Genomic DNA, 14,883 nt, shown 5'->3' with positions numbered 1-14,883 from the left:
ATGCACCTGCGACTTGTCACTTACAACATCCACAAGGGAATCGGCGGACGGGATCGTCGGTACATGCCCGAACGGATTATTGAAACGCTTGCACATATCCAGCCTGATATCGCGTTCTTGCAAGAAGTCGATGAAGATGCTCCCCGCTCGCGGCATCACATGCAGGCCGAACTGTTGGCCGCGGAGCTCGGTCTTTCGCACATCGCCTTCCAGCGCAACGTGACGCTTAAGAAGGGCTGGTATGGCAATGCCATCTTGAGCCGCTTTCCACTTTCGGAGATCGAAAGCTACGATTTGACGATCCGCTTCAAGAAGCGCCGTCAGGCCTTATTTGCTCGCTGCAAGATTCCCATAGGCGACCACACCAAGTCGCTCATCATGGCCAACATGCACTTGGGACTCGCCGGGCCGGAACGGGTTTACCAACTCCGTAAGTTCTTGCAGCATCATCTCGTGGCCGATGCCCAACGCCAAACTCCGATCGTCATGGGAGGCGACTTCAACGACGTTTGGGGAAGCCTTGGGCGAAAAGTTTTGGAGCCCGCCGGTTTTCATTTGGCGGGGGGCATGCTGCGAACCTTCCCGGCAATCCTACCGATGCGCCCCTTGGACCGTGTGTACTTTCGAGGACCGCTGAAAGTGCATCACTCGTTCGCCTGCCGTACGGCAGTGGCCCATCAAGCGTCGGATCACTTGCCGTTGGTGGCCGAGTTTGTTTGGAATGATTGAGAAGTTGGTGACGGATCGGTGTGCGATTTATGCTATCCTGTGAGCCATGCTTGACGTTCTGAAAGACTTTCACGTGACGACCTACGTCTTGGTGCTCGCCCATTTCGCGCTCCAGGTCATCCTCGCGTTCCGCGTGCTTATGCAACGCCGGCCGGTGGGCGAAACGCTGGCATGGATGTTAGTCATTTTTGTGTTTCCTGTCGTTGGCCCATTGGCTTATCTCTTGCTCGGTGAACTGCGACTTGGGCAACGCCGCGCGCGTCGCTTTGAAAATCTCTACACGCCAATTCGCGATTGGCTGCGACAACTCGACGAGAGGTTTGATGAAGACTTGCTGAGGCTCAACATGCGCAGCGAACAGTTGGCCCACCTGGGCAAGCAAACTTTTGGCATGCCCGCTCTCCCCGGCAATCAAATGAAATTGCTGGACGACTGGCAACGCGTGTTTCATAGCCTGGAAAAAGATATCGATGCCGCTCGCAGCACATGCCATTTTGAATTTTATATCTGGCACGCGGGCGGTGAAGTCGACCGTGTGGTCGAAGCTCTAAAACGTGCCGCCAGCCGGGGCGTGAAATGCCGTGTGCTGGTCGATGCCATGGGAAGTCACCGATTTCTGCACAGCGATTGCGCTCAACAGCTTCGTGATGCGGGCGTTGAAATCCAAGATGCACTCACGGGAGGAATTCTACGTTTGCCGTTCGTGCGGTTTGATATTCGCCTGCACCGCAAGATCGTGGTGATCGACGGCAAGATCGCTTACACGGGCAGTTTGAATTTAGTTGATCCGCGTTACTTCAAAAAAGACGCCGGCGTCGGCCAATGGGTCGACGCGATGGTCCGCATGGAAGGCCCGGCAGTGGAACCACTCGCGATCACGTTTCTCGCGGATTGGTATATCGAATCCAATACGGCCTTGACTGAGCTCCAACAATCGGGCGATGCCAACCCACAGCCCAAAGTGGGCGAAGCAACCGCCCAAGTCTTGCCATCGGGCCCCGCCTACATCCGCGGCGCGATCGAGCAAATTCTGATCATGGCCATCTATACGGCGCGTGAAGAGCTGGTGCTAACGACGCCCTACTTTGTGCCCAACGAAACTCTGCTGATGGCCTTGGCCTCGGCAGCACAGCGAGGGGTGAAAGTGGTATTAGTCGTCCCCGCCAAAGTCGATTCCAAACTTGTTCGCCACGCCAGTCAAGCTTCCAAAGGAGAGTTACTCAACGCGGGCGTGCGAATTGCTAACTTTAATGGTGGCCTGCTCCATACGAAGAGCGTCACTATCGACGGCGAGATCAGCCTATTTGGTTCGGTCAATCTCGACCCGCGGAGCTTGCGGCTGAATTTTGAGATCTCGCTGGCCGTATACAACCGCGAGTTCACCGCGGAATTGCGGCAACTGCAACAGTCTTACATCGACCAGTCGCAGTTGATGGACCTGGAAACCTGGCGGCGGCGGTCGCTGGGCGAAAGAATCGCTGAAAACACAGCCCGGCTGCTCAGTCCGTTGTTGTAGGTTTTTGACCGGGAATTTTTTTGAAAATTTCTTTGCCACGACTATATCCCGGGATTACACTGGGCCTCTCTAGGCAGTTTGCTTTAATTCGCACCTTGAGTCGGCACCATGCGTTATCTTGCATCGCTCGTGTTTGCGCTGATGCTCTGCCCTGCTTCTGCGGTTGGAGCGATCAGCACGATTGCTCTGTCGGGAAGTACTGCACCTGGCATTTCTGAGGCAGAGTTAAATTCCTTTGGACTCCCTTCGCTGAACGCCAACGGCGGTGCTGTACTAACAGCGACACTTCAATCAGGTCCAGGCATCGTTAACTCTGCTAATGACAGTGCCGCTTACAAAATCACTCAGGGCAGTTGGTCGCTTGTATCACGCGAAGGCGCCAACGCACCGGGCATAGCTGGCGCGACATTCAGCAATTTTTTCTCCGTTGCTATTGATGATGCAGGCCATGTGTTGCTGCGGGGTGAATTGACGCAAAATGGGTCAATCACAACGAGTAATAACCACGGATTGTGGCGTTATTCGAGCGGTGGTTCGCTGCTTGCTCGAACCGGTACTACGGGGGTGCCGGGCATGGCCTCGTCCAACACCTTTAGCTCTTTGCCGCCTGAAGAATCTCTCTTGTCGGCAGATGGCCGCACCGCATTTCTCACGCAGTTAACTTGGAGCAGTGGCATCACCTTCAACAACGACCGCGGAATATGGTCTTATGACGGAACATCGGGAGCGCTCATCAGTCGCGAAGGTTCCACGGTTGCACCCGACACGGGGATGGGAACGTTTAGTATCTTCTCCGAACCCGTGATCAACGACAACAATCAAATCGCCTTCTCGGGTGTACTCAATCTGGGCGGCAGTATTAATACAACCAATCGCCAGGGTATTTGGAAGTACAACCAAGGTGTCGGCGAACTGATCGCTCGAACCGGCCAAGATGTCCCTGGAGTTGCCAGCGTTTCGTTTCATGCGCTGTCGCGGCCATCGATCAATAATGCAGATCAACTTGCCTTTCGAGGCACAATCACGTCTGGTGAAACTCAGGGGCTGTGGCGCTACACTGAAAATCAAGGCGAGTTGATCGCACTCGCAGGAGTGAGTGCTGCTCCCGGAGCACCAGATGCCTTATTTGCTGGATTTGGCAGTCCTTTCTTAAGTGATACCGGCGACACGTTTTTCCGTGCAACACTCCAGAACGGCACGGGTGGGGTTAATACCTCCAATCAAATAGGCCTTTGGAAAATGGGGGAATCGCAAAATGCCCTGCTCTTTCGTACTGGCAGTGGTGGTGTCCCCGGCCTACCAGCAGCACACTTTGCTGATTTTACGACTATGGCTGTGAACGAAGTAGGTTCGCTCGTCGTGAGTGCCACACTCACCAATGAAGTCGGCGGTATCACCAGTGAGAACGACGAAGGAATTTGGTTCGCCGACGCCGAAGGAAACAAATCGCTCATAGCGCGTGAAGGTGACTTTCTGGCTGGTAAGACGATAAGTTCGCTAAGCTTCACAGGGAACTCCAGCGGCAGCGATGGCCAGCGAACGGGATTCAACGCCCTTGATCAACTGATCTTTCGAGCCACGTTCACCGACGGAGACTCAGGCATATTTCTTTATTCGCCCTCAACGACTGCCACTTTTCTAGGCGCGGACTTTAACGAAGACGGCCACGTCGATGAGACCGATCTCGCGATGTGGCAAAATGCTTTTGGCGTTTCCAATTTGGGCGATTCCGATGGCGACGGTGATTCCGATGGCGTTGACTTTCTCACTTGGCAAAGGCAATTCACCGGTCCGCCAGCGCACGTTTTGCAAGTGGCAGTGCCCGAACCAAATGTCTGCTGCCTGCTCGCTCTTGCGTGCTTCTTTTCCTATTGCCGCAAGGCCCGGCAAATGGCTCGCGGTTAGCGATCTGTCGCACCGAATCCGCGTAATCTGCACGCTCGGCACAGCTTGTGCCTTCACTCCTCTGGCTCTGCGCCTACACTTGGGCCAGAACATCCGACGATACCACAGCAGACGATTTATCCTGTAGGACTGGCCATGATTTCCCGCCGTGAAGCCCTCAGCCGAGGAGCAGCCCTGCTCTCCACTGTCCTCTTGCCCTCGCTGGCAAGCGCGCGGTCGCGCTCCATCCACGGCATCGCTGAACGGGGTCAATTACGCCTTTCCAACGGTCGGTGCCTTGCCTACCACCGCTTCGGCGATCCGACGGGGCCGCTCGTGTTTTACTTTCACGGCACCCCCGGCGCTGGCCTCGAGGGGGGATTGATCGAAGATGAAGCGGCCTTGGCTGGTGTGCATCTCGTGGCTATCGATCGCCCAGGGATTGGTCGCTCGACATACTACAGTGGACGCCGCGTAGTCGATTGGCCACACGAAGTGGAAATAGTTGCCGATGCGCTAGGTTACGGTGGAACATCGTTTGGCGTGATTGGAATGTCGGGGGGCACACCCTACGCGACGGCTTGTGCGAGCATGATTCCCCATAGGCTCACCCATGTGGCGGTTGTGTCGGGCCACGCTTGGTTAGGAGCACCCGGAGTGACTGCCGGCAGTGAAGACAAAATCATCGCGCTCGTGGCCCGGCGGCCTCGGCTCTCGCGGATGGGCATGAGCTTTATTGCTAAGCGACTTGATCGCAAGCCCGACAAAGTGATCAAACATGTCACCAAGAATTGGGCTAATTGCGACCGTCAACTCATTCTCTGTAGTCCCCGCTACTACAACGATCTGATTGCCGTGCTCCATGAAGCGACCATGTGCGGTGCCGATGGCTTAGTCACTGATGTTCGCTTGCTGGCCTGTCATTGGGGCTTTGAGCTATGCGAAATTCAAGGCGTGGGAGTATCAATCTGGCAAGGAGGCTGTGATCGCATTGCCCCACCCTCGACCGGACGATTCTTCCACAGCCAAATCGCTGGGAGTGAATACCACTTCGACCCGCGTGCTGGCCACGTGACGATGCTGAAATGGCACGCCCCGGAAATATTTGAAAGATTCCATAATCCGAACGGATAATTAGCCACGGAAAAGCACGGATGAAACACAGATTAGAGAATAAATCTTTTGAATTCAACTTTGTTGCGTCAAAAATTGACTAGCATTCCTACTTCGTGTTCCAATTTGATAATCATATTCCGTGTTTCATCCGTGCCCATCCGTGGCTCAAATCCTAAGCCCGCGGATGAAACTGCTGATGCACTTTCTTGAGCCGCGTGTGATCGACGTGCGTATAGATTTGTGTCGTCGCGATGCTTGCATGGCCGAGCATTTCTTGCACTTGCCGTAGGTCCGCTCCACCTGCCAGCACGTGCGTGGCAAAACTGTGGCGCAGTGAGTGGGGGCTGATTTCGCTCGGCACACCGGCGCGGATTGCGTATTTCTTAATAAGTTCCCAAATCCGCTCGCGCCGCATCGGTCCACCACGCGGCGAAAGAATCACTCGGTCGCTCCCTGGATTTCGCCGTGCCACGAGCTGCGGTCGTTCTGCTTTGAAATAGCGCTCCACCGCTTCTATGGCTCGCCCGCCCAAAGGCACGACTCGCTGCTTGTCCCCTTTGCCGTGGCAAAGACAGTAGCGTTCGGTGAGATGAATGTTGCGCATGCTGAGCGACGACAATTCCGATACCCGGCAGCCTGTCGCATACAAAAGTTCCAAAATCGCGCGATCCCGAAGCCACAACCCGTCAGCCGCACGCGGAGCGGCAAGCAACGCTTCGACTTGCGCAATCGATAGCACGTGCGGAACCTTTTGCCACAGCTTCTGTGAACCAAGCAGCGCCGCCTGATTGTCGACAATTGCACCTTCGAGCTGCAGGTACTTATAGAAGACCTTGAGCGAAGCCACATGCCGAGTGACGCTTTTGGGCGCGAGCGATTGTTCCGTGAGCCAAGCCGGATAGCCGGCCAACTCGCTGACCGACAAGCTTTGCATCCGCCGCGAGTCGAGCCATTTGAAGAACCGCGCGAGGTCACGGCGGTAGGCCTCCACCGTGTTGGCGGCCATGTGGCATTCGGTTCGCAGGTAGTTGGCAAAATCTTCCTGCCAGCGGGCAGCCTCGCGGTTGGCCCCTTCACGTCGTGGTTTCAGGATTTTGCGTTGTGGTTTCATGCGATATTTTATTTGGCTGCTAAGCCGCCAGCGACCGCTTGCGGCTTAGCGGCCAAAACTTAACAGACTCACATTGTGTATCGGTTCGATTCCCCAACGTGCCCTAAACCATCTTGAATGCATGTGCTAAACTTTCACGATTAGAGTGATTATCCGCCCGCCGCCCGTAGATTACGCCGACCATGCAGAATGTCGTCATTGATGAGCCGTACGAGTTTGTGCCGCCTGTTTACGGTGACTTCTGGCCGTGGTTGATGCACCAATATCTGAAACGCTATCTGCGCAAGGCCTTCGGCGTGCATTCGGTCGAATGCCGCGACACACACTATTTGCAAGAATCGGTCGATGCGGGTAACGGCATTTTGATCGCCCCCAATCATTGCCGGATGTCCGATCCGCTTACTTTGGGCTATCTCTCACGGGTAATCAAGCGCGACATGCACGCCATGGCCTCGTGGCATTTGTTCAAGCAAGATTGGCTCAAACGTTTCGTCCTGCGCCGCATGGGAGCGTTTAGCGTCTACCGCGAAGGGATCGACCGCAAAGCCATCGACACAGCGGTCGATATCCTGGTGGCAGGCAAGCGGCCACTGGTTATCTTTGCCGAAGGAGCCGTCTCGCGACACAACGACGTCCTCATGCCGATGATGGACGGCACGTCGTTTATCGCCCGCACCGCGGCCAAGCGTCGGGAGAAGCTCGGCATGAAAGCGGGCGTGGTCGTCCATCCCGTGGCAATTCGGTATTTCTTCCAAGGCAATGTTGCTCAAACGGTGGAACCCGTTCTGGAAGAAATCGAATCTCACTTCTCCTGGTTCCCTCAACAGGATCGCTCGCTCACGCGGCGGCTGCAACAGATTGGCCAGGCACTGTTGTCGCTCAAAGAAATCGAATACTTCGGCCATGCACGCATGGGAGATTTTTATCAACGTGTTGACTCGCTGATCGAAGACGTGCTCGCCAAGCTCGAAGCCGAATGGCAGATCAAAGACAAGGAAGAAGGGGTTGTTGCTCGGGTGAAGGCGATTCGCTCGGCGGTGCTGCCTGGTCTGATCAATCGCACGATCTCTGCCGAGGAACGCCAACGCCGTTGGAAACAGCTCGCGGCTTGTTACTACGTGCAGCAAATGTCGCACTACCCACGGAATTATGTCCGCAACTCGGAACGCAACATTCCCGAGCACATTCTCGAAACGGTCGAACGGTTTGAAGAGGATTTCACCGACAAAGTGCGCGTGCATGGCCCGCTGCACGTGGTGGTGCAAGTTGGCAAAGCAATTCCCGTCTCCAGCCATCGCGACCGCAGTGCCGGTGGGGACCCGATCATGAACGGCATCCGCACGCAGCTGACCGATATGCTCACAAAGCTATCGGAAGAATCGCCGAAGGTCTGAGGTAGCTGACGAAGCGCTGAACGTGTCATAATGACCGTATGTCGCCGCTAAGTTATATCATCGCGAGTCTCCGGCAGTATCGCCGCGTGCATCTGGCCGTCGCTGCGGGGGTGGCCGTCGCCACGGCGGTGATTACCGGGGCGTTGCTCGTGGGAGATTCAGTCCGTGGCAGCCTGCGCGATCTTGTGCTGGAGCGACTCGGAAAAATAAATTCCCTGCTCGTTGCCGAGCAACCCTTCCGAGCGGGGTTGGCAGCAAAACTGCAACAAAGCCTGCCTGCCCAAACAAATGCGATTGTTGTGCCAATGCTGATTCTTCCCGGCAGCATTACGCTCGACGGTGAAAATGGAAAATCGCAAGCCACACAACTCTCGATCATTGGTGTGCCCGATGAATTCTGGCAGTTGAATGATTACGAAGCTGCCCCCACCGATTATTTGGAGAGAGCCGTTCCCCAGAAGTTCACGTCCCCTGACGACGCGGCCATTAGTTGGGCTATCGCGGACGAACTCGACGTTTATCTGGGTGAAGAAGCGATCTTACGAGTATCGGTGCCAAGCAACATACCCGCTGATAGTACGCTGGGTGAAAAATCTAATAGCACGACATCACGGCGCGTGCGGATTATGGATCGACTAGGCGGCGGCATATCTCGGTTCAGCTTGCAACCCTCGCAACTCGAACCCCGCAATGTGTTCGTGCCGCTCAGCACGCTACAGCGGATGTTGGATATTCGTGGCAAGGCGAATGTGATTGCCGTGGGGGGAGAAGACCAGCGACTCGTTGAGTCGCGGCTACCGAAAATATTGAAGCCGCAACTGGCTGATTTTGGGTTGATGGTTGAGGAAGTTTCGATTGGCGAGCCCCCAGCGAATCGTTATGTCCAACTCTCGGCTGAGAGATTGGTGCTTGCCCCTTATGTTGTCGAAGTGTTTGAAAAGCTATTTGGCCATTCCCAACCACAAGAAGTCGTCACCTATCTGGCCAACACGATCAACCTCGGCGACAAAAAGATTCCCTACTCGACCGTCACGGGCATCGATTCCACGAGCGAACTTGGGCCCTTGCGCGATGAAGCTGGTGAGCCTGTTGTGCTCGCCGATAACGAGATCGCGCTCAACGACTGGGCCGCAGAGCGATTGAATGCGAAAGTCGGCGATTTCGTCACGCTCAAATACTACGAACCGGAAACAACACACGGCGAGCTTGTCGAACGCACTACCGAACCGCTCACCGTGAAACTCATCGCGCCGCTCAAATCCCCAGAGGGCCAACCAACAGCCGTTGCCGACGAGCATTTCACGCCCGAGCTTCCCGGCGTGACCGACGAACGATCGATCAGCGATTGGGAGTTGCCTTTCAAGCTGGTCGAAAAAATCTCGCAAGCCGATGAAGACTATTGGGATGAGTATCGCACAACGCCCAAAGCGTTCGTATCGCTCGCTCTGGCCAAGAAGTTGTGGTCAACACGGTGGGGAACGACGAGCGCTTTGCGATTACCTGTCACTACAGAAATCACGGCCGAAACGGTCGCCAAGAAACTCGAAGACAACATCGACCCCGAATCACTCGGCATGCGCTGGATTCCTGTGAAGGAGCAAGGCCTTGCCGCCGCGCGGGGGACGACCCCCTTTGAAGGGTTGTTCCTGGGCTTTAGTTTCTTTTTGATGGCGTCGGCTGTAATGCTGATCGCCCTGCTCTTCCGGTTGGGCGCGGAAAGCCGCGCGCGGGAAGTCGGCATTCTCACGGCGATTGGCTGGAGCAGCAAGAAACTCCGCCGCGTGTGGCTCGCTGAATCCGCCGTAGTGGCAATCCTCGGCGCAATCGTCGGCGCAGTCGCGGGCATCGCTTACGCCGCTGTCATGATTTTCGGACTGAATACGTGGTGGGTCGCCGCGACCGTCACTCCCTTTTTGAAGTTGCATGTGAATCCCGTGAGTCTGGCGATTGGTTTCGCGGTGGGTGTGCTTGTTTCGCTCGTCACGATTGCCTGGTCGCTGCGAAAGCTCACTCGGCTCGAGCCAAGACAACTTCTGGCGGGTGACACCACCGATCCACGGGACATCGCTCCACTTTCCCAAAAGCCAAAACGCGGCTGGGTTCCTGCCGTGTTGATATTGGCTGCAATAGGATTGGGAATTGGTGCGCTGTTTGCCGGCTTACGTGATGAAGCCCAAGCAGGAGCATTTTTTGGCAGTGGTGCCCTCGTTCTCACGGCACTTTTGATGTGGCTGCGCGGGAAACTACGCCAACCCAGTTTTACCGCACCGTCATCACTCTCTTTGTTCGGCCTGTCGATGCGCAATGCGCGCCGCAATCCTAGTCGCACGATTCTTTCGGTGGCGCTCGCGGCGGTGGCCAGTTTTCTGATTGTGGCACTGAGTGCGTTTCGACTCGCCCCCACCGTCGGCGGCACGGGCGGATTTGACTTGATCGCAACGAGCGATCTCCCCGTTTATTTCGATCTCAACACACCCGAGGGTCGCTCGGAATTAGGCTTTTCTGCGCAGGATGAAAAGAAACTCGCCGGCACCGAGGTCGCATCCTTCCGCGTGCGTGGTGGGGAAGATGCCAGTTGCTTGAACCTCTATCAAACGACTCAACCGCGGGTCGTTGGCGTTCCTCAAGATTTCTATAAGCTTGGCAATGAGTTTGCTTGGGCATCGACACCAGACTTAAGCGATAAATCTCCGTGGCAACTTTTCGATCGACAGCTGGAAAACAATATCGTGCCGGTGGTCCTCGATAAAAGCACGGCGGCCTATAGTTTGCATCTCTCGGGTGTTGGTGCGCGATTCACAATTCGCGATGCCTTGGACAAACCCGTGACATTAGAAGTTGTGGGTTTGCTGGCGGGTAGCGTGCTGCAAGGGAACGTGTTGATGAGCGAAGCCAACTTCCTCAAGCTTTTCCCCGACTCGGCAGGACGAAAACTTTTCTTGATTCGTCACGGCTCGGCGAAGCTCAACGACAAAGAATTGACGTCTCTTTTTGAATCGCGGCTTGTCGATCAAGGCTTTGATGCCGTCAGCGCGGCCGCACGGCTGGCCGAATTCATGGCCGTGCAGAACACCTATCTTTCGACATTTCAATCGCTTGGCGCGCTGGGTTTGCTCTTAGGAACCGTGGGGCTGGCCATCGCTCAACTGCGCAGCGTGATCGAACGTCGCGGCGAGTTGGCACTGCTGCGAAGCACGGGATTCGCCCCCCAGCGACTTTCGGGAATGGTGCTGGGGGAAAATCTCTCACTGCTGGCGGCGGGGTTGGGCTGCGGATGTTTGGCCGCGATTGTGGCCACACTCCCCCATTGGATCGGCCAGCAAGCAGGCATTCCGTGGGCTACACTTGCTTTGTTGTTAGCAGTTGTCGCACTGGCTGGCATTGCCGCGGGTTGGTTGGCCGTGCGTGCGGCGATTCGTGCCCCTCTCACGGCGGCATTGCGCGGAGAATAATTCCGAGGTCATAGACCTCAGCCACAGGATATCCTCCTAGATCACAGACCTCGGCTACAGAATTGATCGCGTTACAGAATCGTCACTCGCCTAGCACCGATTACCCAATTTCACTACAGTGACGGCTGTTCCCCTGCCTTTTTTGCTTCCCTCCTCACGCTTAGAATTCATCATGAAAAATCTCGCGTTAGTGATCGCTTCGTTCGCCGTCACGATCTTGTGTTGGGGCATCTACGGGCCGGTCCTGCATTGGGGCCAGCATGCGATGTCGACCACGGGGGGCAACGCCTCGTTGCGGCCATTCATTTGCGTGGGACTCGCTTACTTCGTGATCGGCGTGGCCGTACCGACGCTGCTCCTGCAAATCTACGGCGAAGCAGGGCAATGGTCGGCGAAAGGAATTCTGTTCAGCATGGCCGGTGGCGCGCTTGGCGCACTGGGGGCACTGGGGATCATTCTCGCGTTTTATTTTGGTGGCACACCGATCTACGTGATGCCTCTAGTATTCGGCGGAGCGCCGGTCGTGAATTCGTTCCTGACAATCTTTCTCACCGGCAAAATGCGTGAGATCGGTTCGATCTTCCTGGCAGGTTTGATCATCGTGCTGCTCGGGGCAACGACCGTATTGATCGCCAAGCCGAATCCCCCCAAGCCTGCTACCCCCGCACAGGTGGAAGCTGCCACCGCCGCGCCCGCGGCAGAGCAATCCTTGGTCGAACGTGAATCCCGAGCGTTCCGTGATTTTCTTTTGCAAATCTGTTCGATCGCGCTCGTGATCTGTTGCTGGGGTGCTTACGGACCCGTGCTACACATCGGTCAGGCGGCCATGGATCACAGCCGTTTCCGCCCTTTGATTTGCGTGGGGCTCGCCTACTTTGTGATTGCCGTGATCGTTGGAAACTTGTGGCTCGCCGCTGCGGGTGAAGCGAGCACTTACAATTTCAGCGGCACATTCTGGAGTTTGGCTGCTGGTGCAGCTGGCGCACTCGGCGCGCTGGGGATTATCATGGCTTTCAACTTTGGCGGGAAGCCAGTCTACGTGATGCCACTCGTGTTTGGTGGTGCGCCGGTGGTAAATACCTTCTTCACAATCACAGCCAACGGCCTGTGGGGCCAAGTGAACGCCCTGTTCGTGGCGGGACTTCTATTGGTAATTGCCGGTGCGGCGATGGTATTGGTCTTCGCACCCAAGGGAAGTCCTCCGCCGAAACCCGTGCCCGCACCGATTCCGACGGAGTATCCTGAGACCACGAACTAGCGGTCCCAGTTACTTGCCCAACTGCTTTACCAATTCCTCCGCGCCGTAGATCACCTTTAAGGCTTCGCGGATGCCGCTGCTGTGTACCGACAGGGCTCGGGCAACGACGTCGTCGTACATGTAGTCGGCGGTGAGGCCCTGGATGTTGCTGTCGAAGATGATGCCGACAAACTCTCCGGCGCGATTCACGACGGGGCTGCCGGAATTACCGCCGATGATGTCCACCGTGCTGACAAAATTGAGCGGCGTTTCCAGATCGAGCCGTTCACGCGCTTCGTGCCAACTCTTGGGCAGGATCCAAGGTGCTTTGCTCTCATGGGCTTTTTCATGCTCGAAAGCCCCACCCATCGTTGTCCAAGGAGGCAGAATTCGGCCTTCTTCTTCGTAACCCTTCACCACGCCAAACGCCAAACGCAGCGTGAACGTCGCGTCGGGATAAGTGGTGACACCATCCGCAGCGATGCGGGCTTCATCGATTTTGGCGTAGGCTTGCCGTTCGATTTCTTCGAGCGATTCTCGCTTTTCGCGTTTGAGCCGATACTCGGACTCCAAATCGCGGAAAAACAAAATCAGCGGGTCCTTCGAGGCTTCAATCGCCTTTTGACCACCCTTGGCGAGTTCCTTGCGGTACTCAACTTTGTTCAACTGCGAACCACTGATGAGTTCCGCCGCGCGATCGAGTGGATTCTTGCCAGCCAGTGCAATCACCACGAGCGGGTCGTCACCGCCACGCTCTTCAACGAACAGCGCCAATTGCGTGGCGAATTTGGAGATTTCCAAATCATCGTAGATTGGTGCGGGAGAAAACAATTCGTGCTCAAGTGATTCACGCCCCGAATCACGAAATTCTTTGAGGCGTTCCTCGCTCGGCTTTTGATCTTCGCCCGCCATCAGCACCAAACGCTGGGCGATCAAATAGTATGGCGAACGAAATTCGACGCCGCCGTCGATCATTTCTGCTTTTTGCTTCTGCACCTCGGCGACTTCTTCCCACGCCTTGGCATATTCCTGAAATTCATCCGACTTGGCAATCTTGTTGAGTAAATCGGTTTCGCGTTCCACTTTTACTTCCATGAAGTGTGGGCTCTGCAAACCGGTGAGCATCCCCGTAACGGCTTTGCGACTGTTCTGCACCGCGAAAAGATCGTCGCTTCCACGCCGGCGATGTTCGGGGCTCGAATTGCAGTATTGCTGCAACGCCACTTCCATACGACTGAGATAATTCAAGTAATACGGCAGGCTATAGTCGCGCAAATATTTGAGCGCATCGGTCGTGTAGCCGCGATCGGTGCGGCCCGGATTGCCTGAAACAAAAACAAGCTCATTATCAGCCGGGCCATTCTCGGACCACTTCAAGAAATGTTCGATCTTGGCCGGTTTGCCGTTCTCATAGACACGAAAGATCGTGGCGTCGAGACAATAGCGCGGATACTCGAAATTGTCCATGTCGCCGCCAAAGAACGCCGCAGTCGCTTCGGGGGCCCAAACCAACCGCACGTCGGTGTATTTTTTGTAGCGATAAAGATGATACTTGGCCCCGCCGAAGAGCGTGATCACATCGCTACGCAAACTCGTTTTGTCGAGCGAGGCTTGCTCGATCTGAGCCATCGCCGCTTGGCGCGCTTTGTTGGCGTCGGTCGGCTCCATGTCGGCGGTCACGGCCGCATTCACTTTGTCGGTGACGTCCTCGATGGAAACCAACTGATTCAGTTCCAAGTCCGGGGCTTTGAGCTCGCTCTCGCGATCTTCGGCCAAGAAACCGTGGTCATAATAATTGTTTTCAGGCGTTGAGAGTTTGTGCAGCGTATCGGCGGCCACGTGGTGGTTGGTGATCACCAGCCCGTCGCTGGAAACAAACGAAGCCGATCCGCCGGAGCTGAACCGCACGCTCGAGTGCATGATGTGCTCGGCCCATTCTTCGCTCACTTCGAAGCCGTATTTTTGCTTGAGCGACTCATGGGGCAGATCGTTGAAGAGCCACATTCCCTCGTCGCCGCGGGTGGCAGTAACAGACATGGCAAGACTCACGGTGACCAACGCTCGGCGGAAGATACGCATCGAGATTCCCCTCCCTGGTGCTAGCTTCACAAGATGAAAGACGGCCAGAATTGCCGTCCGCGAATGAAGGCAATGGTAGCAGATCGGGCAAGACTTTGGGACCCGAAGAAAAAGCTCGAGAATACGCCACACTTTGGGGCTGCCCTAAAAACAAACGCAGGCGCGACGAACTGAATCGCCGCGCCTGCTAGCCCCCCTGGGTGTGTCGTTACAAGCTGTATTGATTCCGGCCTTCAAGAGACCAGGTATGTTCCATTTGACGTACACAAGTATCGACCAACCGAGGTTGCGGCTTTCGTAAAGTTTAGGGGCTCGCTAAGATTTGCGGTCGCGCGAGGAATACCAACGCAATTCAAGAGTCCAAC

9 protein-coding genes are annotated in these 14,883 nt (G+C 55.8%); 7 read left to right on the top strand and 2 right to left on the bottom strand.

Annotated elements, in window-relative coordinates; all coding sequences use genetic code 11:
• The 4 genes from SH678x_RS04310 (at nucleotide 1) to SH678x_RS04295 (ending at nucleotide 5,263) form a co-directional block, all read left to right on the top strand.
• Nucleotides 1-729: an endonuclease/exonuclease/phosphatase family protein gene (locus SH678x_RS04310; protein WP_496921655.1), complete on the top strand. Its 729-nt coding sequence runs from the start codon at nucleotides 1-3 to the stop codon at nucleotides 727-729.
• 46 nt (nucleotides 730-775) lie between these two features.
• Entirely contained in the window at nucleotides 776-2,245 is a 1,470-nt protein-coding gene (cls, locus tag SH678x_RS04305) for a cardiolipin synthase (protein WP_496921654.1), read from the top strand.
• Between the two features lie 108 nt (nucleotides 2,246-2,353).
• Nucleotides 2,354-4,150, top strand: coding sequence for a DUF7453 family protein (locus SH678x_RS04300; RefSeq protein WP_496921653.1), 1,797 nt, complete (start codon nucleotides 2,354-2,356; stop codon nucleotides 4,148-4,150).
• A 135-nt stretch (nucleotides 4,151-4,285) separates the two neighbouring features.
• Nucleotides 4,286-5,263, top strand: a complete 978-nt coding sequence (locus tag SH678x_RS04295) for an alpha/beta fold hydrolase (protein WP_496921652.1) — start codon at nucleotides 4,286-4,288, stop codon at nucleotides 5,261-5,263.
• 154 nt (nucleotides 5,264-5,417) lie between these two features.
• On the opposite strand, the gene xerD is transcribed toward SH678x_RS04295, so the two are convergent.
• Entirely contained in the window at nucleotides 5,418-6,356 is a 939-nt protein-coding gene (gene xerD, locus SH678x_RS04290; RefSeq protein WP_496921651.1) for a site-specific tyrosine recombinase XerD, read from the bottom strand.
• A gap of 182 nt (nucleotides 6,357-6,538) precedes the next feature.
• Here xerD and SH678x_RS04285 point away from each other — a divergent pair, with 182 nt between their 5' ends.
• The 3 genes from SH678x_RS04285 (at nucleotide 6,539) to SH678x_RS04275 (ending at nucleotide 12,460) form a co-directional block, all read left to right on the top strand.
• The gene (locus SH678x_RS04285) at nucleotides 6,539-7,750 is read left to right on the top strand and encodes a 1-acyl-sn-glycerol-3-phosphate acyltransferase (RefSeq protein ID WP_496921650.1); all 1,212 of its coding nucleotides are present in this window, start codon (nucleotides 6,539-6,541) and stop codon (nucleotides 7,748-7,750) included.
• A gap of 38 nt (nucleotides 7,751-7,788) precedes the next feature.
• On the top strand, nucleotides 7,789-11,202 hold the full coding sequence (locus tag SH678x_RS04280) for an ABC transporter permease (protein ID WP_496921649.1): 3,414 nt from the start codon (nucleotides 7,789-7,791) through the stop codon (nucleotides 11,200-11,202).
• A 172-nt stretch (nucleotides 11,203-11,374) separates the two neighbouring features.
• A complete protein-coding gene (locus SH678x_RS04275) occupies nucleotides 11,375-12,460 on the top strand; it encodes a hypothetical protein (RefSeq protein ID WP_496921648.1) in 1,086 nt (361 codons plus the stop codon).
• Between the two features lie 9 nt (nucleotides 12,461-12,469).
• On the opposite strand, the gene SH678x_RS04270 is transcribed toward SH678x_RS04275, so the two are convergent.
• Nucleotides 12,470-14,518, bottom strand: a complete 2,049-nt coding sequence (locus SH678x_RS04270; RefSeq protein ID WP_496921647.1) for a S46 family peptidase — start codon at nucleotides 14,516-14,518, stop codon at nucleotides 12,470-12,472.
• Nucleotides 14,519-14,883: the final 365 nt, after the last annotated feature.

This window comes from Bythopirellula superficialaquae, assembly GCF_059632245.1.
Note: the sequence above shows the minus strand (reverse complement) of the source record. Positions and strands in the feature narration are given on the sequence as shown.